The sequence below is a fragment of the Streptosporangium sp. CA-115845 genome (genome assembly GCF_050943795.1).
In the GTDB taxonomy this organism is placed as follows: domain Bacteria; phylum Actinomycetota; class Actinomycetes; order Streptosporangiales; family Streptosporangiaceae; genus Streptosporangium.
Map to the genome: position 1 here is coordinate 7,220,561 of NZ_CP191988.1, position 23,240 is coordinate 7,243,800.

Sequence of the window (23,240 nt, forward strand, 5' to 3'; positions counted from 1 at the left end):
CTTACCCCTAAGACCAGCGATTCACAAGGAGCGTAGAACGTGAGTACAGGCCAGGTACGTGTCGTCGTCACCGGGCTCGGCGCGACGACGCCTCTCGGTGGAGACGTCGCCTCGACCTGGTCGGCGCTCCTCGCCGGTCAGTCCGGGGTCCGCGATATCACCGAAGACTGGGTCGACTCCGTCCCGGTGAAGTTCGCCGCCTTCGCCGCGGTGGACCCGACCGAGGTCCTGCCCCGGCCGGAGGCCCGGCGGCTGGACCGGGCCGAGCAGTTCGCACTGGTCGCGGCCCGTGAGGCGTGGGCGCACGCCGCGATCGACAAGGTCGACCCCGAGCGGCTCGGTGTCGTCGTGGGCAGCGGTATCGGGGGCATCACCACGATCCTCGCCGCCTACGACACCTTCAAGGAGAAGGGCTGGCAACGGCTCTCACCGTTCACCGTGCCCATGCTGATGCCGAACGGCGCGGCGGGCTGGATCGGCATCGAGGTCGGCGCCCGCGCCGGCGTCCATGCCACCGTGAGCGCCTGCGCCACCGGCGCCGAGTCGATCGGGTACGCCATCGAAATGATCCGCTCCGGCCGGGCCGACGTGGTCGTGGCAGGCGGCACCGAGGCCGCCATCCACCCGCTGAACATCGGCTCCTTCGCCGCCATGCGCGCCATGTCGACCCGTAACGACGAGCCCCAGCGCGCCTCCCGGCCCTGGGACAAGGGCCGGGACGGGTTCGTCCTCGGCGAGGGCGCCGGCATCCTGGTGCTGGAGTCGGAGGAGCACGCCCGTACGCGTGGCGCCACGATCTACGCGGTGGCCGCCGGGGTCGGGTACTCGGCCGACGCCCACCACATCGCCCAGCCCGAGCCGACCGGTGCCGGGGTCATGCTCGCCATGCGCCGCGCCCTGGAGAACTCCGGCCTCACGGGCGGCGACATCAAGCACGTGAACGCGCACTCCACCTCCACTCCCGCCGGCGACGTGGTGGAGACAATCGCGATCAAGGAGGTCATCGGCGACCACCCGCTGGTCAGCGGCACCAAGTCGATGACCGGTCACCTGCTCGGCGGCGCCGGCGGCATCGAGTCCGTCTTCACGGTTCTCGCGCTTCACGAGCGGCGCGCACCCGGAACGATCAACGTGGACGACCTCGACGACGGCGTCGAGGTGGACATCGTGCGCGCCGGGCCACGTGCTCTGCCCGGTGGCCAGATCGCCGCGATCAACAACTCCTTCGGGTTCGGCGGGCACGACGTCGCCGTGGCCTTCACCAGCGTCTGACAGGAGCTCGTGATGACTGTGCTCGACAACGGGGTGGTGAGCGAGGCCTCCGAACAGGAGCCTCTTGATCCCCGTGACCCCCAGGTGCGCCTCTCCGCTCTGTTCGACGAGGGCTCGCTCCGGCTGATCTCGCCGGTCGACCGCAGCGGCATGCTCGCCGCGACGGGCCGGGTGGAGGGCGTGCCGGTCGTCGCGTTCGTCAGCGACGCCCGCGTGCAGGGCGGTGCGATGGGCAGCGAGGGGTGCGAGCACATCGTGCACGCCTACGACGTCGCGGTCCGCGAGCGGGTCCCGATCATCGGCGTCTGGCACTCCGGCGGCGCCCGCCTCGCCGAGGGCGTCGAGTCACTGCACGCGGTCGGCCGCGTCTTCGCCGCGATGACCCGCGCCTCAGGCGTGATCCCGCAGTTGTCCGTTGTCGTGGGCCCCGCCGCCGGCGGCGCCGCGTACGGCCCGGCGCTGACCGACATCGTGATCCTGGCCGACGAGGGCCGTATCTTCGTCACCGGTCCCGACGTGGTCCGCAGCGTCACCGGCGAGCAGATCGACATGGCCGGCCTGGGTGGCCCCGAGCCGCACAGCAAGCGCAGCGGCGTCGTCCACGTGGTCACCAAGACCGAGACGGAGGCCTACCTGCAGGCCCGCCGCCTCGCGGTGCTCCTCGGCCACCAGGGCCGGGTGCGCACCGAGGTCGAGGAGGTCGACTTCTCCGGCCTGCTGCCCGAGAACGTGCGCCGCGCCTACGATGTGAAGCCGCTCGTGGCGGGCCTGCTCGACGAGCCGGGCGTGGAGCTGCACGCCAAGTGGGCGCCCAACATCGTCACCACCCTGGGCCGTCTCGGGGGCCGGACCGTGGGCGTGGTGGCCAACAACCCGATGCGCCTGGGCGGCTGCCTCGACTCCGCCTCGGCGGAGAAGGCCGCGCGATTCGTCCGGATGTGCGATGCCTTCGGGGTGCCACTGGTCGTCCTGGTCGACGTCCCCGGCTACCTGCCGGGCGTCGGACAGGAGCACGACGGTGTGGTCCGCCGCGGCGCCAAGCTCCTGCACGCCTTCGCCGAGGCCTCCGTGCCGCGGATCACCCTGGTGACCAGGAAGGCGTACGGCGGCGCCTACATCGCCATGAACTCCCGCTCGCTGGGCGCGACCAAGGTGTTCGGCTGGCCGACGACCCAGATCGCGGTCATGGGTGCGGTCGCCGCGGTCCGCATCCTCAAGCGCCGCGAGCTCGCCGCCGCCCCCGAGGAGGAGCGCGCCGCCCTGGAGAGCAGGCTCGCCGAGGAGCACGAGGTCCTCGCCGGCGGCCTCGATCGGGCCATCGAGCTCGGCGTGATCGACGAGGTCATCAAGCCCGAGGAGACCCGGGGCGCCATCGCCAGGATCCTGGCCAAGGCGACCCCCGCCCGGGGCGCGCACGGCAACATCCCGCTCTGAACGTGGCTCGTCGAGCCCCCGTCCCGGTCCCGCCGGAGCGGGGGCTCGACGAGCTGCGGCGTCAGGTGCCGGTAGCGGGGCAGACCTCCCGGTAGGGCAGGTCGGGCAGGTAACGCGCCCACTCCTGGGTGGAGAGGTTCCCGCCCGCCCGCCCGCACACCGCCGCGACGACCCGTGGGGAGTCCAGGGGAAACTCCTGGAAGCCGCCGTCGCGCGCGGCGTGATACAGGCTGGTGCCGTCGGGGCCGAGCGAGATCGCCGCGACCTCGTCCGTGTGCCCGGTGACGGCGGAGCCGATCTGCCGGCCGGTGGCGGGATTCCAGAGCCTTACCGTGCCGTCCCGCCCGGCGCTGGCGAACAGGCCCTGGTCGAAGACCAGATCCGTGACGGCGCCGGTGTGACCGACCAGGACGGGGCCGAGGCGCTGCCAGGTCCGGGCGTTCCAGAGTTTGATCTGGCCGTTCTCCTCACCGGTGGCGACGGTGGCGCCGTCAGGGCTTACCGCCACCACGCTGTTGGAGTCGGCCGCTCCGCTCGGCCTGTTGACCAGCTTGCCCGAGGCGACGTCCATGAGGCCGACGGCGCCCAGGCTGCCCACCGCCAAGGTGCGCCCGTCTGGAAGGAACGCCAAGCCCGCGCGGCCGAACAGGGCTGGTGTGTGCTGCTGCTCGATGAGCCGGATCGGGCGCCCGCTCGGCAGGTCCCAGAGCGCGAGGGCCCCCAGCGGCTCGGCGCACTCCCCGCAGGTGAGGTAGAACGTGGCGGCGAGAGTCCTGCCGTCCGGGCTGAGCACGAGTTCCTCGATGCCGTCGTACTGGTACGGGCCGACCACCGCGTCGGTTCGCGGCTTCTGCTCGCTGTAGGGGAAGGAGGCGAGCATGCGCCGGGTGGAGACCTGCCATACGCTCACCATCGTGCCGTAGCCGACGACGAGGGTCTTCCCATCCTTGCTGAAGGTCGCGGCGGCCCGTGCCCGGCGATCGTGCGTGAGGTCGTCTCCCGGCACCCGGATGGGATCGCCCAGCGGCCTGCGCAGCACCGTGTCCCACAGCCGGACCTCTCCCCTGCCCTCCACCGCCATGACGCGCCCGTCGGGGCTGAACACCGCGTCGTGGCCGCCGGTGCCGCTGAGCAGCGGATGGGTGTAGGCCTCGATGTCGAGGGTCAGCACCGAACCCCAGTCTCCGAGCAGACGGAGCGTGCGATCCGCAGGCCCGAAGCGGGGCGTCACGCTCCCCAGGCCGGGAAGCGGGTAGCGGGCCAGTTCACGACGGTCACTCACCCGCCAGAGCGTCACCCTGGCGCTCTCGGCGTCGGAGGAGGCGAGGAAGCGGCCGTCGGCGCTGAACGCGAACCGCGGAATCGACCGCGTCGGCGTGAACTTCCCGGCCAGCCGCCTGCCGGAGGCGACATCCCACAGTTCCGCCCTCCACTCCGTCCGAGCCTGGTCGAACGTCGTGCTCACCAGCGTCCTGCCGTCGGGGCTGAACGCCAGGGGGAGAAAGCCGCCATCGGAGAGCCACGGTGCCGGCACCCGTGTCCGGGTGCGAAGATCCCACAGCTCGGTCGTCGACCCTCCATCGCTGACGCCGGCCGGCGGGATACCCGATATGACGCCCCTGTCGTCGATGGACAGGGCACTCACGTCGAGGTAGGTCAGCGTCGTCGGCGGCAGGATCCGCCGCCGGCTGTCCACATCCCACAGCTGGCTCTGCGGCAGCTCGCCGTCATCGCTGACCACCAGCAGGCGTCCGCTGGGGCTGAACTCCAGTTTCTCCGCGTGCTCAAGGTAGGACGCGTCGCCGAACGTGGCGCCGACCTGCCTTCCCGAGGCGAGGTCCCAGAGCCGCAAACCGTCGCCGGCGGCCGTGGCGAGCCTGCTGCCGTCCGGGCTCAGGGCTGCGGCGAAGGCCGCCTTTCCGGTCGTGGTGAAGGTGTGGCGCCGCTCGCGCGTGCCGACCTCCCAGACCCGGACCTCGTTCTCGTTCACGTCGGCGCGCATCCGGCCGTCGGGGCTCAGGGCGTGAACCGTCGTGGCGGTGGCGTCCGGATCGGCGAACAGGTCCTGCTGCGGCTGGGCCAGCGAGCTGTAGAGGCTCGACCGGGCCTCGGCGACGGGAGCGGTCTGCCAGGCGGCCACGCTCAGCAGCATCGCCGCCCGCGGATCGGTGGCCCGCAGCGCGTCCGCCCTGCCCGCTATCGCCTGGGCCTGCGCCCGGTCCAGTTGCTCGGCCACCGTGCGGCGCTGCTGTTCGGCGAGGCCACCTGCGGCGACCGCGAGGGCCAGCGACGCGGCCAGGATGAGGGTGACCAGCCGGCGTCGTCTGCCCCGCCGGCGGACCAGCACGGTGCTGGCGGTGAGGAAGCCGCTCTCCGAACCGGTGAGGTTCAGGTGGTGGCGGCCGGTGGCCGCCCACTGGAGTGCGGTCTCCAGCGCGCTTCCCTGGTAGAGGTCTCCGTCCTTGACCCCGCCCGCCTTCCAACGCCGGGCCGCGGCGTTGAGCCGCCAGTGAACCGGCAGGCCGCCACGTTCGGCGTCGACCCATTCGTGCAGGCGGGGCCAGGCCCGCAACAGCGCGAGGTGGGCGATGGTCACGGTGTCGGTGTCCGGGTCGGTGACGATGAGACCGGCGGAGCCGTAGGCCGCGAGCACCTGCGCCACGAGGGCGGCCTCCTCCTCGGACCTGCCGTCGGCGAACTCGGCACGTGGAGCCCGCCTGAGCGTGTCCTGACTGTCCTCGTCGACACCGACCATCCGCAGGAAGATCTCCGGCATCAGCCGCTGCGCGGCGGGCGGCAGGCTGAGATAGATGGTCTCGGCGTGTGTGCCGAGGGCGGGATCGGCGGCGTGCAGCTGCGCGGGCGGGCGTACCCGCTCGGCTGCCCGTACGCCGTCCCGGAGAAGGCTGCCGGTGTCGCCGGGGTTCCCGATCAGGCCCATCAGCAACTCCTGTGCCGACGGGCGCAGCTCCGGATCCTTCTCCAGCGCCCGTCCGACCAGGATGCGGAGCGAGCCGTCCAGGACGCTCAGGTCGGGGTGGAAGGTCAGGACACGGTGCAGGATCGCGGCGGTGGTCTCACCGGTGAAGGTGTGGTGGCCGGTCGCCGCGAAAAGGATCACCGCCCCCCAGGCGAACACGTCGGCGGACGCCTGCGCGCGCTGCCCTGACAGCACCTCGGGCGCCATGTACGGCGGCGTGCCGGCGGCGAGGCCGTCGGTGGTCAGTGACGCCTCCTCCGTTCGCGCGATACCGAAGTCGATCACTCGTGGACCGTCCGGGCCGAGCAGCACGTTCTCCGGCTTCAGGTCCCGGTGGATCACCCCTGCCCGGTGGATGGAGGCGAGGGCGGTGGCGATGGCGGTGGCCAGGCGGTGGAGCCCGTCACCGTGGTAGGGCCCGGCGGTCGTGACCGCCTGCTTCAGCGTCGGGCCATGGACGAACTCGCTGACGATGTAGGGCGGGGACGCCTCGGGGTGGGCCTCGATGACCCTCGCGGTGCAGAAGGAGGAGACCTTCTGGGTGGCGGCGACCTCCTTGGCGAAGCGTCCCCGCAGTTGCGGATCCGCCCTACCGCCGGCACGCAGAACCTTGATCGCGACTCTGCCGCCCGTCTCGTCGTAGGCGTCGTAGACGACTCCCTGCCCGCCCTCACCCAGGCGCCCCGCGAGCCAGTAGCCACCGATCCGCTGAGGGTCTCCGACACGCAGTGACACGCCCACTCCCGACGATCCAGATTCCGACACCCCTTTATGTCGCTATGAAGGCATCAAAAGTTTCGACATCCGGCGGGAAACTCAGCCATGTCTCCCGGCGCGACGTGCACATGATCAGCCGCTGACCCGGCAAGGGGGTCGTCAGGGTGGGTACGGGCCGGTCACATCGACGGGAGCGGCGAGACCGGCGGGGTCGGACTCCGAGGTCAGACGGCGGCGTGCAGCCAGCGGACCGGTGCGCCCTCCCCCGCGTAGCGGAACGACTCAAGCTCGGCGTCCCACTGCTTGCCCAGCAGGCGATCGATCTCCTCCTCCAGCACCACGCGGCCCTGGCGTGCCATCAGCATGGCGGAGCGCAGCCGGTCCTCCGGGATCAGGATGTCGCCCGTGGCCCCGACAACGGCCGTGAAGGCACCGAGAGACGGGGTGTAGGCGTGCCGGGACCCGTCGACACCCGGTGAGGCGTCCTCGGTGATCTCGAAGCGGATCCGCTGCCAGCCCATCAGGGATGAGGTGATGGCCGCCGCGGTACCCACCCGGGCCTCCCACTCGGCCTGTGCGCGCACGTGACCGGGCGCGGCGGGCTGTGGAGTCCAGGTCAGGTCTACGGGGACGCCAAGAACACCTGCGACCGCCCATTCAATATGAGGGCACAGCGCAGGCTGAGCTGAGTGGACGTAAAGCACGCCACGAGCAGACACCGGACCTCCCGTTTCGGTACGAGGTGCGCCTTCCCCAACGGCCTCGTCCCAGGATGATCACAAGTGACTGAAGGAGAGACTACCGTCGGTTGTGACGTCGCACCAGAGGGGGGTCATACCAAGATGTTGCGACGCGGACGCTTGGCCAGGGCATCCTCGGGAGCGAAGAGAATCCCCGCAAGCTGGTGAGCACCCCCGGAGGACCAGATGGATACCGATATAGAACGGGTCGAACCCATCCCTGGATCACCCGCTCTGATCAGAAAAGGTCAGTTGCTGACCGACGCCTCGGGCATGGCCGCCACCGCCCGCTGGGCCGACGCCGTCACCGAGGCCCAGGGGATCTACCGGGTGCGGCTCTCAGCGGGCGTGGACGTCTGCGGCCTGGTGGCGTCGTTACGGGAGCGGGGGTTTCCCGCCTCCCCCAACCATGTGCTGACAGGCCAGCCGCTCTATTTCGGAGGCCCGGCCTCCCGCCCCTTTCCCAGCCCCGCCCTCCCGATGCCCGAACCCGCCGCGGACGGGCCCGCCACGACCGCCGTGACGGTGGCGCTGGCCGACACGGGCCTGGCGTCGCACCCGTGGTGGCAGACGAGCCCGTGGTTTCTGGAACGGGGACAGGAGTCCGCGGAGGTGCCCGACTCGGACGGCGACGGTGAGCTGGACCCCCAGGCGGGGCACGGCACGTTCATCACCGGGCTGGTCCTGCGGTCGGCCCCGGCGGCGAGGCCGCGGCCGATCCGGATGCTGAACAACCATGGCATCGGGGATGAGGCCGGACTGCTGCGCGTCCTGGGCCGGCTCAGGGCCGAACCGCCCCGGGTGCTCAACCTGTCCTTCGGCGGGCACACCTTCGACGACGGCCCCTCCCCGCTGGTGGAGGCCGCCCTGGCGGAACTGGCCGGCACGGTCACGGTGGCCTGCGCGGGCAACACCGCCTCGGACCGCCCCTTCTGGCCCGCCGCCTCGCCCGGGGTGATCGCCGTCGGAGCACTGGACGCGGCGGAGCGGGCCAGGGCACCGTTCTCGGCATACGGCCCCTGGGTCGACGCGTGTGCCCGCGGCGAGTGGCTGTCCAGCACCTTCCTCGAACACGGCGCGTTCCGCGGCTACGCGTGCTGGAGCGGGACCTCCTTCGCCGCCGCCCTGGTGAGCGGGGTGATCGCCGCGGCGTCGGCGGACCGGCCCCCGCGGGAGGCCGCGAAACACGTCCTCGATCCGGTGGGGGCCAGGCGGATCCCCGATTTGGGAGTCGTCGTGCCCACGCCCGACTAAAGTCTCACCCAAAGTATTCACTCGAATACTCGGAGTGCTCTACGTGGTCCGGAGGTGCCGGTGAGCGACCAGCCCACGATCGAGGCCGTCCTGGCCGGCGACCAGGCGGCCTGGGACGCCCTGGTCACCCGCTTCACGGGCGCGCTGTGGTCGGCGGTGCGCGCCTACGACCTGAGCCCGGCGGACGCCGCCGACGCGGTGCAGGGCACGTGGCTACGGCTGCTCGAGAGCCTGCACACCATCCGTGACCCGGACCGGATCGGCCCCTGGCTGTTCACCACGGCCAAGCGCGAGGCGTCCCTGCTCCGCCGGCGACACCGGGGCGAGCGGCTGGTCGCCGACCCGGTGGACGCGGAACGCGCGTGCGTGGACACCGAGCCGGCCGACGCCGGGCACGTCCACGCCGATCCGGCGCTGGCCGTGCTGACCGCCGACGAGAGCCGTCGTCTGTGGCAGGCCGTCGACCAGATGCCCGAGCCGTGCCGCTCGCTGTTCCGGCTGATGGCCACGGCCCCCGACGCGGGCGTCCACCAGCTGGCCGGGCGTCTGGGCATGCCCAGCGGCAGTTACGGCCCCACCCGGGGGCGCTGCCTGAACCGACTACGCACCATGCTCACCACTCGGGAGGCGACACCGTGACGCGACATCCGACCACGATCGACGACGAGTCCCTGATAGCCGCGCTGCGCCTGGCCTCCGGGAGCGACCCGGTGCCGGCCCAGGTGACGACCGCCGCCCGCGCGGTCTTCGGTCTGCGGCTGCCCGGCGCCGGCATGGCCCGCCCCGTGGTCACCCCCGCGCCGCAGGGCGTCCGGTCCACCGAGGAGCCCCGGCTGCTGAGGTTCGTCGCCGCCGAGCTCACGGTGGAGCTGGAGGTCACCTCCCTGGACGGTCTGGTCGACCTGGCAGGCCAGATCTCCCCCTGTCCCGAGGCGGGCACGCTGGTCGAGATCCGCACGCCACACCTCACCGAATCGCGTCCCCTGTCCCCGACGGGCCAGTTCGCCGTCACCGGCCTGCCGCCGGGCTGGTTCAGCGTGGTGTGTCACCGGCCGGAGAGCTTCCCGGTGGTCACCAGCTGGACCCGGATCCGCCCGTAGTTGACCTTCGACGAGGCGCTCGCCGCCGCCGAGCGCGCGGTCGACCTCTCGGGCAGCGACCCGGCCCGAGCCCTCGCTCTCGCCCGTACCGTGCTCGCCTCGCTCCCCGCATCCTGCCGGGGAACGACCGGCCAGACGGGTGATCCGGACGGTGGCGGCGCGGTGTCGGAGCGGGCCTCGGGCTGCCGGCACTGCGAGGCGGAGGCGGTGGCGCACCGTGCGTTGGCGGTGGCGGCACGTGAGCTCGGCGACCTGCCGTTCGCCGAGGAGCGGTTGCACCGGGCGGTGGAGATCTCACTGCGGGCCGGGCTGCCGCACCGGGCCGCCCAGGCGCGCCTGTCGCTGGTCCACATCCGCACCGAGCTGGGCCACCCGGAGCAGGCACTGGCCATCGCCACGGACGCCGAGCCCGGTCTTACCCCGGCCGAGCTGGGCAAGCTCGGCGTGCACCGCGCGATGGCCCTGGCGAGGCTCGGCCGCTACCGCGAGGCCGTCGAACACTGCGACCGGGCCATCACCGTCCTCGGCGACGACGTCAGGTTCGTGGCCGGGGCGATGCTGAACCGCGGGCTCGCCCGGGTGTTCCTCGGGGAGTTCGAGGCGGCGGAGGCCGACCTGGGCCGGTGCGCGGAGCTGGCGAGGGGCGCGGGCCTGGAACATGTGCTCGCGCTCGCCGAGGGCAACCTGCCGTTCCTGGCCGCGCGGCGCGGCGACCTGCCCGCCGCCTTCACCGCCTACCGGCGTGCCCAGGACGTCCTGCTCGACTACCCGGAGCGGCTGGCGACGGTCCGCTGCAACCTGGCCGAGGCCCTGGTCACCGCCCACCTGCCCGGTGAGGCTCGGGCGCTGCTGGACATGGCGGTTCCCGAGCTGGCGGCGGCGGGCGCCGGGGTGGCCCTGGCCGAGGCCCGCCTCCTGCTCGCCAGGGTCGAGCTGCGCACCGGAGATCCGCGCCGGGCCCGGGAGAGCGCGGAGCTGGCCGCTCGCGAGCTGGCCGCGCAGGGGCGGACGGTCCTGACGCCACTCGCCGAAGAGATCCTGCTGCGGGCCCGGCTCGCGCTGGACCCGTCCTCCGCCGAGCTGCCGGCGACGGTGCCGGAGATGCTCTCGTGCGCCGAGGCGCTCGATGCCGCCGGGCACCGGGATGCCTCGGCGGCGCTCAGGTTCGACGCCGCCGAGGTCGCGCTCCGGCTGGGTGACCGGCCGTCCGCCGAGGGTCAGCTGGCCCTCCTCGCCCGCTCGGGTCGCGGAGTGGTCGCCCGCCAGGCGACGGCGCTGCGGCGGTTCCTGGCCGGCGACCGGCGGGGGGCGTTCGCGGCGGTGCTGGCGGGCCTCGCGGAGGTGGGGTCCGGAACGAAGGCGTTCGAGGACCCGGTGGTGCGCGCGCACGCCGCCAGGGAGGGTGAGCCACTGGCCGAGTTCGGGCTGGCCCTCGCCATGCGGACCGGGCGAGGCCACACGGTCCTGGCGTGGGCCGAGCGGTGGCGGGCGATCACCGGGGGTGCGGGCCGGCCGCTCGCGCCCGGCCTGGCCGCGCTGCGGGCGGCGCTCGGGGAGTCGGCCCTGGTGGAGTTCGTCCGCCACGAGGCGGAACTGGCCGCCGTCGTGGTCACCGGGGAGCGTGTGACGCTGCGCCGCCTCGGCCCGTTCGCGACCGTCGCCGAGGCCACCGTCCGCCTCCGGTACGGGCTGCGCAGGACACACCTGCTCGACGGAAGGGCTCCGGAGTCCGGCGCGGAGGCCGCGGAGCTGGAACGACTGCTCTTCCGCCCACTGCGTGACCGGCTGGGCGACCGGCCGCTGGTGATCGTGCCGACGGGGACGCTGCACATCCTGCCCTGGCCACTGCTGCCGATGAACGCGGACCGGCCGGTGAGCGTGGCGGCCAGCGCCGCCGCCTGGCTGGCCGGCAGGCAGGTGCCGGCCGTGCGGGACGGGCGGGTCGTGACGGTGGCGGGTCCGGGGCTGCGGTGCTCGGAGGCCGAGGCCCGCATGGTCGGCGAGTGCCACCCGGGAACCGAGCGGGTGGCGGCTCGGCGGGCGGAGGTGATGACGGCGCTGGAGCGGGCGGACGTGGCGCACCTGGCCGCGCACGGAATGTTCTCCCCGCGCAGCCCGCTGCTGTCGAGCATCGATCTCGACGACGGCCCGCTGATGGCGTACGACCTGCTCCGGCTGCGCACCCCGCCGGGCCTGGTGGTGCTGTCGGCCTGCGACGCGGGGATGGCGCACGCCCCGGCCGACGGGGCGCCGCTGGGACTGGCGGGCACGTTCCTGTCGCTGGGGACGCGGTGTGTGGTGGCCAGCCTGGTGCCGGTGCGCGACGAGGAGACGCTGGCTCTGATGACCGCCTTCCACAGGTCGCTGGCCTCCGGCGCCCCGCCCGCACGGGCGCTGGCCACCGCGAGCGGGAAGACCGGGGTGGCGGGCTTCGTCTGCTTCGGGTGCGGGGATCAGCCGGTGGCGTCAGGCCCCGGAGCATCGGTCACTCGACCGGCCCACGACCCGGCGTAGCGCGCGGGTCTATCTGGTGCTCACCTCCAGGAGGGGAACGTGCTGCTCGGCGGGTGTCAGCGAACCGTGACAGCCGACGAAGGCCGCCTCCTGCGGCTCGGCGACCGAGGCGACGATGGCGCAGTCGGTGTACGGAACGGCAAGGACGTCGCCGATCCTGGGCAGCCATTCGGGGCGGACCCTGGGACCGAACCAGCCGGATTCGACCGCCTCCTGGCGGGATGCCACCCAGGCCTTTCCGGCGAGGATGTCGCGCCAGGTGTCGAGGACCGCCGCCGCGGCGCCGGGGACGGTGTAGACGTGACGGGCCCTGGCCTCCCCGCCGAGCAGTGCGACGCCCTCACGCAGTACGCCGAGCGTGTCGACGTCGACGCGCTCGGTGACGTTGACCATGCCGTGGTCGGCGGTGACGTACATCGCCGAGCCGGGCGGGAGCGTCTCGGCCAGCCGCTCGGCCATCCGGTCGACCCGGGCGAGCTGGTCGAGCCAGGCCGGGGAGCCCCAGCCGGTCCGGTGGCCGACGGAGTCGAGGTCTCCGTAGTAGACCGAGACGTGGGCGCGGGGCTCGGTCAGCGCGTGGCGGACCCCGGCGATCCGGTCGTCGACCTCGTCGGCACCGACGAAGCGCACGCCCCGGTAGACGGCCCTGTTGAAACCGGTGGTCTCGAACTTGGCCGGGCCGATGTAGCTGACCTGGATGTCGGCCGCCGCCGCACGCTCGTACACGGTCGGAGCGGGCTGCCAGTCGCCGGGTTCGACGAGGGGGCCCTGGGCGGTCCAGCGCAGGCAGTTGAGCATGTAGCCGGTGCCGGGCACGGCGAGCTGGTAGCCGAGCATGCCGTGCTCGCCCGGCGGCAGGCCGGTGCCGAGCGTGGCCAGGCTGGTCACGGTCGTGGCGGGGAAGCCCGCGGTGAGCACCCTGTCGAGCATGGCGGACATGAACGGCGCGGTCTCCGGGTGGGCGCGGAGCAGTTCGGCGCCCATGCCGTCGACGAGGAACAGCAGAACCCGCTCGGCCGGGGCGAGGCCCAGGGGGTTGTCGCCGTCCATCCCGACCGCGGCCAGCAGTGAGGAGGAGAGGTCCGCGAGAGTGGCCGTGCCGTACGCGGGGACCTGGGCCCTCACGAGGCGGCCGTGCGGGCCGTTGCCTCTGACAGCGCCTTGGCGAAGGCCAGCACGTGGGAGACGGCCTCTGGCCCGTCGGCCGCCTCGCTCACCCGCAGGGAGAGGTCGTCGGCCGTGATGGCACCGGTGTACCCGTGGTCGGCCTCGCAGTTCTCGTCGCCGCAGGTGGCCGGCTCCAGGTCGACGTGGGAGATGGCGCCCCAGCCGATCGTGAGCGTGACCTCCGTGGGCGGCACGCCCGGCACGTAGGAGGCGGGGTCGGGGACGACCCTGGTGACCGCGACCGACTGGATCCGGCTGAGACGCACGGCCTCGGTGGTCGTGGAGGCGTGTGACGCCGACACCCCCTCCACGGGCGGGTGCTCGTCGGTGTGGCAGACGAGTAGCCGGGTGGGTGAGAGCACCAGCACCGTGACGTGCCTGCGCACCTCCATGGCCGGGTCGAAGGTGGCCTCGTGATGCACGACGTAGGCGCCCACCTGCTCCTTGCCGAGCGCGGACTCGACCGCGTCGGCGACCAGATCGGGATAGTAGCCACTGCGGTCGATGGCGTCGCGCAGGCCGGCGGACGAGAGTCGGGTTTCCCTCATGGGTCCATCCTGCCCTGTCCGGGGCAGCGCTTTCACCGGGAGCGCGCGACCTTTGGCAGGTGGTGCAAATCGTGATCCGGCCCGCCACGGCCCCTTCCCTGCCGCGTGGGCGCCCGCGTGGGTGCCGCCGGACGTCCTCACCGGCCCTCGACTTTTCCCTTCGATCGGTTTGGCGTGATCCTTTCGGGGCTACCGGGAGCAGTGGCGGTGGCATGCCTGCCGTCCCGAGCCGTGGCGACGGGCGGTTCGCCGCATTCGGTGACTGTTTCGCAAATCCGAGAATGTTTTTCACCGCATCGGAATTGGAAGCGGTGGATTCCCAATGGAATCGGGGGATAAGGAAATATGACCGATGAACGTCCAGATCCGGCGGGACGCGGGCCGATGCGACGAATCGGTCTGGTGCTGATCGTCGCGGCGGCCGTCGCGGGCGTGCCGCCCGCCCTGGGAGCGAGGTTCCCCGGCGACCTGATCCTCACCACGGTCCACGACGGCCCGTTCGAGGCGGGTGGCACCGGCACGTTCTCCATAGACGTCACCGCCGACCCCGCCTCCGGCGGGATCGGGTACCCGACCGAGGTCACCTACCACTTCCCCGCGGGCCTGACCCCGGTACGGGCCTCCGGCGCGGGCTGGAGATGCCGGATCACGGCCGGCAGCGTCGGCTGCGAAACGCGTGACCTGGCCTCCCCCGGCTTCCAGCTTCCCCGGATCACGGTCGGCGTGACCGTGGCGAGGGACGCCACCGGCACGCTGACCGCCTCCGGCAGGGCGGTCGAGGCCGTGGCCGTCCCCACCGGAACCCGCCCTGCGACCGCCACCGTCGCCAGCACGGTCCAGATCGTCCCCGCGACGCCCGCGACCTGACCGAGGCCGGAGTGCACCGTGCTCTCCTGCCGTGGGCCCGGTGGGAGAGCGCGCTAGCCGAGGCGCCGGGGGCCGCCGTCGGGACGCGGCCCCTGGTGGCTGCGGAGCACGGCCCGGGCGCCCAGCACGGTCACCCCTGACTCCCCCACCAGCACCGGGTCGAGGGTGAGCCGCGCCACCTCGGGGAGATCGTCCGCCAGCCGCCCGAGCCGGATCAGCAGGTCCTCCAGCGCCTCGACCGCGACCGGCGGGTAGCCGTACTCGCCCAGGAGCAGGGGGGCGGCGCGCGGCGACCTCACCAGTGCCGCCGCGTCCTCGCGGGTCAGCGGTGCCAGCCGGTACGCCTCGTCGCGCAGCAGCCGTGCGGTGATCTCGCCGAGCCCGAAGGAGACGACCGCGCCGAAGGCGGGGTCGTCCATCACACCGGCCACGGTCGGCACCGCGGGCTGCGGAGCCATCCGCTGCACCGTGAGCACGGCCTCGGGTTCGAGTTGGCGCGTCAGGTCGGCGTAGGCGTCACGCACCCCGTCGGGTCCCGACAGTCCCAGGCGCACGGTCCCGGCGCGCTTGGCCGCCTCGGCTCCCGCGGCCTTCAGCACCACCGGCCAGCCGAGCCTGGTCGCGGCGTCGACCGCCTCCTGGGGCGAGGTCACCGTCTCCTCCGGCCAGACCTCCACCCCGTAGTGGGCGAGCAGCCGTGAGGCGTCGATCTCGGCCGGGGCGTCGCCAAGAGCGGCCAGCACGAGGCTCCGTGCCGCACCGGTGTCGACGCTTTCGATCTCCTCCGGCACCCCGGCGGGCTGCTCCAGCCAGCGCGCGTGCCGCACCACATGGGCGAGCGCGCGGACCGCCTCCTCCGGCGCCGTGTACGAGGGGATGGAGCCCCGCTCAGGGGTGGCGCCGGCCCGCAGTTCCCCGAGCATGCCGATCTTGCCCTCGAAGATGGCCAGCACCGGTTTGCCACAGTCCCTGGAGGCTCGCAACAGCTCGGCGCCGACCTCTTCGGCGTTGCCCGGGATGGGCGGCATGTAGATCGCGACCACCGCGTCCACGTCCGGGAGCACCGAGGCCAGGGCCGTGCCGAACTCGGCGGCGCCCGCCCGAGCGCCGAGGTTGACCGGCGCTCTGGGCGCCAGACCGACCCGCACGCAGGCGTCGGCCGCCAGCAGCGCCATCGCGTCGGAGTTGCCGACCAGGCCGACCCTGGACCCGGCGGGCAACGGCTGGTAGGCCAGTAGCTGCGCCACGTCGAACTGCTGGATCAGGTCGTCCACCCTGATCACTCCCGCCTGCTCGAACAGCGCGCTGAGCGCGGTGTCCGGCAGGCCGAGCACGGGCGCGGCGTGACCGGTGGGCACGCCCTGGGTGGTGCCGCCGCTCTTGACGACCACGATCGGCTTGCGGCGCGAGATACGCCGCGCGAGGCGGGCGAACTTGCGGGGGTTTCCCAGCGACTCCAGATAGAGCAGGATCACGTCGGTCTGCGGATCCTCCTCCCAGTACTGGAGCAGGTCGTTGCCCGACACGTCGGCGCGGTTACCCGCGGAGACGAACGAGGAGATGCCCATGCCCCGCTGGGCCACCCGCTGCAGCAGCGCGGTGCCCAGGGCTCCGGACTGGCTGAAGAAGCCGACCCTGCCGCGCTCGGGGAGGGTGGCGGCGAGCGTGGCGTTCAGGCGTACCGATGGGTCGGTATTGGCGACGCCGAGGCAGTTGGGGCCGACGACCCGCAGGCCGTACGCGCGGGCGATGCGCACCATCTCGTCCTGCCTGGCCCGCCCCTCGGGGCCGGTCTCGCCGAATCCGGAGGAGACCACGATCAGCCCGCGCACCCCCTTCTCCGCGCACTCCTTGACCACGTCGATCACCCCGTCGGCGGGTACGGCGAGAACGGCGAGGTCCACCTCCCCGTCGATGTCCGTCACACTTGGGTAGGCCCGCACCCCCGCCACGGCCCGCGCCTCGCGGTGCACGGGGTATACCGGACCGGTGAAGTCGGCGCCGAGCAGGTTGCGCAGCACGGTCTGGCCGACGCCGCCCGGCTCGCGGCCCGCTCCGACGACCGCCACCGAGCCCGGCGAGAGCAGGCGCTCGATCGAGCGGGACTCGGCGCGATGCTCGCGGGAGGCGGTCACCTCCTGGGCGGTCTCGGTCGGGGTGAGATCGAGGGTCATCCGGACCACGCCGTCGGCGAAACTGCTCTGCGCGGTGTAACCGACCTGCTTGAGGACCGCCATCATCTTCTGGTTGGCGGGCAGCACATCGGCGACGAAGCGGGCGATGCCCCGCTCCCTGGCGGTGGCGGCCAGGTGTTCGAGGAGCACCGAGGCGACCCCCCGGCCCTGGTGGGCGTCCTCGACCAGGAAGGCGACCTCCGCCTCGCCGGGTTCGATCCGGTCATAGCGGATGACCCCCACCATCTCAGTGCCGATCGTGGCGATCAACGCCACGCGGTCCACGTAGTCGACGTTGGTGAACCAGGTGATCTCCCGATCCGACAGCCGCGGCCGGGGGCCGAAGAAGCGGAAGTAGATCGACTCGGCGGACAACCGGCTGTAGAAGGAACGCAACCGGTCGGCGTCGGCGGGCCGAATCGGGCGTACGTGGGCGGTTCCGCCATCCGACAGGACGACGTCCGCCTCCCAGTGAGCAGGGTACTGAGCAGCCTCCACAGCCCCGAGAGTAGACGCGAATCTCACAAGATGGACCAGCGGCACGAATTCACGCAACGCTTGTGCATCGACTATGGTCCGGTGTCTGGTCAAGACCCCATACCCTGGCCGGAAGCTGTTAAGTTTTTCGCGGCTAGAGGTACGGCTTGAAGCACGGCTAGAGGCACGTCGGCATCGAAGGCAGCAAGGTGGTGACATCATGACGCGGGTGGTCGTGGTGGGCGATCTCATGACCGACGCGGTCGCGAGAGCTCGCTACCCGTTGGCGAGGGCCAGCGACACACCGGCGGTCGTCACCATGCACGGCGGTGGTTCAGGGGCCAACATCGCCTCCTGGCTCGCCGTCGAGGGCACGGAGGTCGCCTTCATCGGGCGGCGCGGTGCCGACATCACCGGCCGTAACCGCGACATGGAGCTGATGGGCTACGGCGTCGACGCCCGCCTCGTCATGGACCCCGAGCGGCCGACCGGCACCTGCGTGGTGCTCGTCACCCACAAGGGCGAGCGCACCATGCTGTCCGACCCCGGCGCGAACGCGGCCCTGTCCCCCGAGGATCTGCCCCGCGACCTGTTCTCCCAGGGCGGGCACCTGCACCTGTCCGGCTACACACTGATCAACGAGGGTTCCCGCGACGCCGGTATGGCCGCGCTGGAGATGGCTCGCCGCTCCGGGATGTCCGTCTCGGTCGACTGCTCCTCCTCCGCTCCCCTGGAGCGCACCGGAGCCGAGCCCTTCCTGGAGTGGACGCAGAGCGCCAAGCTGCTGTTCGCCAACACCGACCAGGCGAAGGTCCTCACCGGCCGCGACGATCCCGCCGCCGCCGCCAAGGTCCTCACCGCCTGGTTCCCGCAGGTGGTCGTCAAGCTCCGCGACGAGGGCGCGCTCTGGTTCGGCAACAACCGCCCCGACCCGATCAAGGTCCCCGCCGGGACCGTGGAACGCGTGGTCGACGGCACCGGCGCCGGTGACGCCTTCACCGCGGGCTTCCTGCCGGCCTGGCTCGGCGGCAAGCCTCCGGCCGAGGCCCTGGCCTCCGGCTGCCACCTGGCCTCCCGGGCCATCTCGCACCTGGGCGCCCGCCCCCGCCTCTAGCGGGGTCCCCTGGCCGGGCAGACCCGATTCGGCGGTCCTCTCCCACATGGCCCCGGCCGCCAAGTAGCGCTGCGATAGATCACGGTCGCGGTTCGTGATCGTCACGAGTTTGGACGAGCGAGCACGCCGGTCGCCGGGCGTGGGAACCGGAAGAGCTGATCGCGGCGTGAACGCCGCTGGAAGACGACTGAGAGCCGGTGTCGGACAAGGCCGGCACGACCCGGCTCGGCTTCAGCCTGACCGGCTCTTTCCTGGCACCGGTCGCAGGAGAAACACCATGCGGGGACGGAGAGTGTCCCACTTTCGACTGAGCCGAAATCCGCCGCACGAGTGACGAGGCGGAGCCGGGTTTCCGGCGATCATGAGACGACGTCGTGAACCACTCTTCGCCAGGAGGCAACGTGCGGGGCAGTGAAGCAGGGCACTCGGAGAGCGGGGTCGAGAAGTCGCTTCACGGGCGACCAGACGACGAGCGGAGCATCGAGTTCCGGGTTCTGGGTCCCTTCGAGGCCTATGCCGCCGAGGCCTCCGTCAGCCTCGGCGGTCCGCGGCAGCGAGCCGTCCTGGCCCGGTTGGTGGCCGCGGCGGGTACGGTCGTCTCCACGGACACCCTGATCGACGATCTGTATCACGGCGCGCCGCCGGTGAACGCGCTGGCCTCGATCCATGTCCACATATCGAACCTGCGCCGGGCGATCGAACCGGACCGGGCTCCGCGCACCCCGCCGCGGCTCCTGGTCGCCCGGCGGCCCGGCTACATGCTCGCCACGGCGAACGTCGACGCGCTGCGCTTCGGCAGGCTCGTCTCCGACGCGGAACAGCGCCCGCCCGCGGAGTCGCTCACCCTCCTGGAGGAGGCGCTGCGGTTGTGGCGCGACCTGCCCTACGGCGAGTTCGCCGACGAGCTGTGGGCGATCGCCGAGGTGAACCGCCTGTGCGAGCTGCGCCTGACCGCGATCGAGCGCCGGACCCAGGCGTTGCTGGCTCTCGGCCGCCCGCAGGCGGTGGTCCACGAGCTGGAGTCCGAGATCGGGGAACATCCGCTTCGCGAGCGGCTGTGGTGGTTGCTCGCCCTGGCCCGCTACCGCAGCGGGCGGCAGGCCGACGCGCTGGCCACGTTGCGCCGGGCGCGGAAGGTCATCGCCGAACAACTCGGCCTCGATCCGGGCCCTGAGCTGCAGGCGCTGGAGAAGGACATCCTCCAGCAGTCGCGGTCGCTCACCTTCCCGCCCGAGCCCCCCTCGCCCCCCGTGTCCGCCGAGGTCTCCTTGCCGGGGCCCGCCCATGGGCATCTGATCGGGCGGGATCGGCAGCTCGCGACGTTGACGACCCTCCCCATCCTGATGGACCGGAACGGCATGGTGACCGCCGCGGTCAGCGGCGAGCCCGGCATCGGCAAGACCCGGCTGTTGCAGGCGTTCCGCGACGACTGCGCCGATCTCGGCTATCTGGTGCTGTGGGGGCGCTGCCACGAGGGAGAGGGGGTGCCACCGCTGTGGCCGTGGCTGCAGGTGCTGCGCGCGCTGGCCGAGTCCGTCCCGCCCCCGGATCGCCAGGCGCTGGCGGGGCTGCTGAGCGACGAGCGGCTCACCGGCGCGCCCGGGACGGCGCCGCGTCATCGCAACCAGCTCATCGCGCAGTGGCTCATCGAGGCCGCGCGGCTCCGGCCTCTGGTGATCATCCTGGACGACCTGCACTGGGCCGACTCCGCCACGCTCGAACTGCTCCGGAACGTCGTCGTACTGTCCGGGGAGCAGGCCAGGAACGTCTCCTTGACCCTGGTCACCGCGTTCCGCGAAGCGGCGTACCGCGACCTGACGAATCACCCCGGCGCCTCCCCGAACGATGCCTTCAAGCTCTCGGTGGACGAGGTCCTCTACCATCTCGCCCGTTACGATCTGGTGCGCATCCGGCTGAGCGGCCTGACCACCACCGAGGTTCGGGCCCTCGCCGAGGAGATGGGCGGCAAGGTGGACGGCCCCGCGGCCGAGCGGCTGGCCGAGCGGACCGGCGGCAACCCGTTCTTCGTCTGCGAGAGCGCCCGCCTGCTGGCCCAGGGCCAGGGCCTGGACATCGTGCCGGACGCGGTGGCCGATCTGATCAGGCAACGGCTGGCCATGCTTGGGCCGCGGACCACCGAGGTGCTCGGCATCGCCGCGGTGATCGGCAGGAGCTTCGATCCCGGCCTGGTCGCGGAGGTGTGCCAGGCGTCGGAGCCGGACGCGACGCACACCTATGGCCTGCTGGACCGGGCGGCGCAGGCCGAGCTCATCGTCACCGGCGACGGATGCATGACATTCGTCCACGATCTGGTCAGAGAGACCCTGATCCGCGACGTCCCACCGCTGCGGAAGGCGATGATCCATCGGGAGGTGATGGCCGCGCTGTCGGCCAAGCCGAGCGCCGACGTGACGACCATCGCCTATCACTCGGTGGAGGCGGGCCCGGCGGCGTACCGGGAGACGGCGCACTGGGCCCGCGCGGTGGCCCGGCACGCGAGTTCCCGCGCGGCGTACGGGGAGGCCGCCGCCTGGTGGGGCCGGGCCGTCACCGCGCACGGCGCCTGCGGCGGCGACCCCACCGAACACGTGGAGCTCCTGCTGCAGCAGGTGCGCGCCCTGCTGGAGGCGGGAGACGCGATGGGCGCCCGCCAGGTCCGCGCGCAGGCCCTGCGGGTCGCCAACCGCGCCGGAGCGGGCCCCGAGCTGACCGCCCGCGCCCTCACCGCGCTGGACGCCCCGGCCATCTGGACGCTGCGCAACCCGTACGAGCCGGTGGAACTGCAGCTGGTGGAGCAGTTCGAGCACACCCTGCGCCGGCTGCCCGAGACCGACAGCGCCGAGCGGACGCTGCTGCTGGGCGGCCTGGCCCAGGAACTGTACGACGGTGGCGCCGAAAACACCCGCTGCCTCTCCCTGTCCGCCGAAGCGGTCGCGATGGCGCGCCGGATCGGTGACGCGCACCTGCTCATGCGGGCGCTCAACGCCCGCTCGCTGTCCGTGCCGCAGGTGACCTGCATCGGCGAGCTCATGGAGATCACCGATGAGCTGCACGGGCTCGCGCTGGACACCGGGACGCCGGGATTCGAACTGCTCGCCTACATGATGGACACCCACTACAAGCTGGAGATGTCCGATCTGGACGGGGCGGACCGAGTCGCCGCACGCTGCGACGTCATGTTGGATCACCTGCAACTCCCATGGCCGCGGTTCCAGCACACCATGTGGCGGGCCAACCGGCTCGCCCTGGGCGGCCGGTTCGACGAGGCCGACGCCCTGTACGACGATGCCGAACGCCAGACCCAGCGGCTCGGCATGTGGTACGCGGGCGCGGTCGTGGCGAACGGCCGCCTCATGCTGTGCTACCAGCGCGGCGCCATCGCCGAGGCCGGACCGCTGATCGACCAGATAGCCGGCATCCATCCCAGCGTGGACCACGACGCCCGGGTGCTGGAACTGTGCGCCCAGGGCCGCCTGGACGAGGCCCGGGCCCTGGCCCGGGAAGGGTGGCCGACCCCGCCGATGGACTGGTCGTGGCTGACCATGACCTGCTTGCAGGGCGCGGCCCAGGCCGCCGTCGGCGACCTGCCGGCATGCCGGACGACCTGGAGGAAACTGCGGCCCTACGCCGGGCGGATCTCGGGCGGATCCGCGGTGGCCTGCATCGGTCCCGTAGACCACTTCCTGGATCTGCTCGCCGCCGCCCTCGACGAGACCGTCCCGGCCCCCGGACGCCCGGCGCCGTCGTAGTAGCCGCCGGACAGCGGGGCCGGGCGGGCCTCGGGCTCACGCGGGCTGCGCGGCCGGCCACGGCGGGCGGCGGTCGATGCGCGCGAGCACCTCCGGGAATCCGAACCGGCGGTCGATACGCCGGACCGCCTCTGCCCAGTCGGTCATGGAGCGCACCTGGGACAGCGTCTCGACCACGAAGGGATCGCTCCACCGCTCGACGGCGCGCCGCCAGAGCACGTCCGGGGCCTCGGTCAGCAGGTTTCCCACGCACCCTTCGTAGATCGGCATGGCGCGCACCTCGCCGTCGGGCTCGATCTGCATCAGCGTGAACCCGTAGCTCGCGACGAGGCCGGGGTGCATCATCAGAATGAAGTTGTCGGAGGTGGTCACCGCCAGCGACGCCGGCGCCAGTGACCGCAGCCGCTCGGTGTACTCCTCGCTGGTCAGGGTGCCGAGCTCCTGGTTGCCGAGCAGTTCGGTCTCGGCGAAGCCGGGTCGGCTGGCCAGCCCGGACGGCACCGCCGCGGCCAGGTTGAGGAAGCGCATCCGCGGGAACCGGGGGGCGATGTCTGCGCAGAAATCCGGCAACTGGTGGAAATTGCTCCGCACAACCGAGCAGTCGATCCCGAAGACCGGCGGAGTGCCGCCCTCTGCCGCGCGCCGGGCGGCGATGTCGTCCAGCATGGCCAGGGCGTTCATCGCGCGGTCGAAGGAGCCGGCCCTGCCCCGTACCCGGTCGTGCACCTTCGCGTCGGTCCCGTCGATGCTGACGGTGATCCGCTGGAAGGCCCGGGCCGCCTCCTCGGCGGTCTCGGGGGTGAGTGTCCATCCGCCGGTGTAGAGGTTGACGGTGATCCCCGCCCGGCCGATGTGCTCGGCGACCTCGTAGATCCCCTTGACCACCAGGGGCTCGCCGCCCGCGAACTCCACCGAGTCCGGGCGCATGGCGATGATCGCGTCGGCGAGCCGCAGCATGTCGCCGTGGCCCAGCTGCCGGGCCGGGCGCCTGCCCGACTCGGAGTAGCAGTGGATGCAGCGCAGGGGGCAGGCGTAGGTGACGTCCCAGATGATGTCGGTGGGCTTGTTCACGGGGGCGCTCATGAGGACCTCCTCGTCGAGAGCGGGGGCCCGGGACGGGCACCGGGTGTTCG

15 protein-coding genes are annotated in these 23,240 nt (G+C 72.3%); 9 read left to right on the plus strand and 6 right to left on the minus strand.

Annotation, left to right across the window (positions count from 1 at the left end):
* The first annotated feature begins 39 nt into the window (after positions 1–39).
* Positions 40–1,272 carry a beta-ketoacyl-ACP synthase II gene (gene fabF / locus ACQP0P_RS34455; RefSeq protein ID WP_433363119.1) on the plus strand — a complete coding sequence of 411 codons (1,233 nt, stop codon included), beginning with the start codon at positions 40–42 and terminating at the stop codon, positions 1,270–1,272.
* A 12-nt stretch (positions 1,273–1,284) separates the two neighbouring features.
* Positions 1,285–2,706 carry an acyl-CoA carboxylase subunit beta gene (locus ACQP0P_RS34460; protein ID WP_433363122.1) on the plus strand — a complete coding sequence of 474 codons (1,422 nt, stop codon included), beginning with the start codon at positions 1,285–1,287 and terminating at the stop codon, positions 2,704–2,706.
* Between the two features lie 61 nt (positions 2,707–2,767).
* Here ACQP0P_RS34460 and ACQP0P_RS34465 read toward each other — a convergent pair whose 3' ends face one another.
* Positions 2,768–6,421: a protein kinase domain-containing protein gene (locus ACQP0P_RS34465; RefSeq protein WP_433363125.1), complete on the minus strand. Its 3,654-nt coding sequence runs from the start codon at positions 6,419–6,421 to the stop codon at positions 2,768–2,770.
* A 206-nt stretch (positions 6,422–6,627) separates the two neighbouring features.
* Positions 6,628–7,122, minus strand: coding sequence for a DUF3145 domain-containing protein (locus tag ACQP0P_RS34470; RefSeq protein WP_030920167.1), 495 nt, complete (start codon positions 7,120–7,122; stop codon positions 6,628–6,630).
* 207 nt (positions 7,123–7,329) lie between these two features.
* Here ACQP0P_RS34470 and ACQP0P_RS34475 point away from each other — a divergent pair, with 207 nt between their 5' ends.
* From ACQP0P_RS34475 to ACQP0P_RS34490, 4 genes are read left to right on the plus strand one after another with little or no spacing between them, the layout of a single operon-like run.
* Positions 7,330–8,397 (plus strand): S8 family peptidase, encoded by a 1,068-nt coding sequence (locus tag ACQP0P_RS34475; RefSeq protein ID WP_433363129.1) that lies wholly within the window; start codon positions 7,330–7,332, stop codon positions 8,395–8,397.
* Between the two features lie 60 nt (positions 8,398–8,457).
* The gene (locus ACQP0P_RS34480; protein WP_350925783.1) at positions 8,458–9,036 is read left to right on the plus strand and encodes an RNA polymerase sigma factor; all 579 of its coding nucleotides are present in this window, start codon (positions 8,458–8,460) and stop codon (positions 9,034–9,036) included.
* Positions 9,033–9,497 carry a hypothetical protein gene (locus ACQP0P_RS34485; protein ID WP_433363132.1) on the plus strand — a complete coding sequence of 155 codons (465 nt, stop codon included), beginning with the start codon at positions 9,033–9,035 and terminating at the stop codon, positions 9,495–9,497. The genes ACQP0P_RS34480 and ACQP0P_RS34485 overlap by 4 nt, the downstream gene beginning before the upstream one ends.
* On the plus strand, positions 9,498–12,011 hold the full coding sequence (locus ACQP0P_RS34490; protein WP_433363135.1) for a CHAT domain-containing protein: 2,514 nt from the start codon (positions 9,498–9,500) through the stop codon (positions 12,009–12,011). It abuts the gene before it with no gap.
* 9 nt (positions 12,012–12,020) lie between these two features.
* On the opposite strand, the gene ACQP0P_RS34495 is transcribed toward ACQP0P_RS34490, so the two are convergent.
* Complete coding sequence (locus ACQP0P_RS34495; protein WP_433363138.1) at positions 12,021–13,136, minus strand: alkaline phosphatase family protein; 1,116 nt, start codon at positions 13,134–13,136, stop codon at positions 12,021–12,023.
* On the minus strand, positions 13,133–13,726 hold the full coding sequence (locus tag ACQP0P_RS34500; RefSeq protein ID WP_030920184.1) for a DUF5998 family protein: 594 nt from the start codon (positions 13,724–13,726) through the stop codon (positions 13,133–13,135). Before ACQP0P_RS34500 ends, ACQP0P_RS34495 begins: the two co-directional genes overlap by 4 nt.
* Positions 13,727–14,110: 384 nt before the next feature.
* On the opposite strand from ACQP0P_RS34500, the gene ACQP0P_RS34505 reads away from it, so the two are divergent.
* Positions 14,111–14,593, plus strand: coding sequence for a hypothetical protein (locus tag ACQP0P_RS34505; RefSeq protein ID WP_433363143.1), 483 nt, complete (start codon positions 14,111–14,113; stop codon positions 14,591–14,593).
* Between the two features lie 53 nt (positions 14,594–14,646).
* Here ACQP0P_RS34505 and ACQP0P_RS34510 read toward each other — a convergent pair whose 3' ends face one another.
* Positions 14,647–17,265, minus strand: coding sequence for a GNAT family N-acetyltransferase (locus ACQP0P_RS34510; protein WP_433363145.1), 2,619 nt, complete (start codon positions 17,263–17,265; stop codon positions 14,647–14,649).
* Positions 17,266–17,464: 199 nt separating this feature from the next.
* Between ACQP0P_RS34510 and ACQP0P_RS34515 the strand changes: the two genes are divergently transcribed.
* Both ACQP0P_RS34515 and ACQP0P_RS34520 read left to right on the plus strand, forming a co-directional pair.
* The gene (locus tag ACQP0P_RS34515; protein WP_433363148.1) at positions 17,465–18,358 is read left to right on the plus strand and encodes a carbohydrate kinase family protein; all 894 of its coding nucleotides are present in this window, start codon (positions 17,465–17,467) and stop codon (positions 18,356–18,358) included.
* Positions 18,359–18,759: 401 nt separating this feature from the next.
* Positions 18,760–22,107: a BTAD domain-containing putative transcriptional regulator gene (locus ACQP0P_RS34520; RefSeq protein WP_433363151.1), complete on the plus strand. Its 3,348-nt coding sequence runs from the start codon at positions 18,760–18,762 to the stop codon at positions 22,105–22,107.
* A 36-nt stretch (positions 22,108–22,143) separates the two neighbouring features.
* On the opposite strand, the gene ACQP0P_RS34525 is transcribed toward ACQP0P_RS34520, so the two are convergent.
* On the minus strand, positions 22,144–23,190 hold the full coding sequence (locus tag ACQP0P_RS34525) for a radical SAM protein (protein WP_433363154.1): 1,047 nt from the start codon (positions 23,188–23,190) through the stop codon (positions 22,144–22,146).
* Positions 23,191–23,240: the final 50 nt, after the last annotated feature.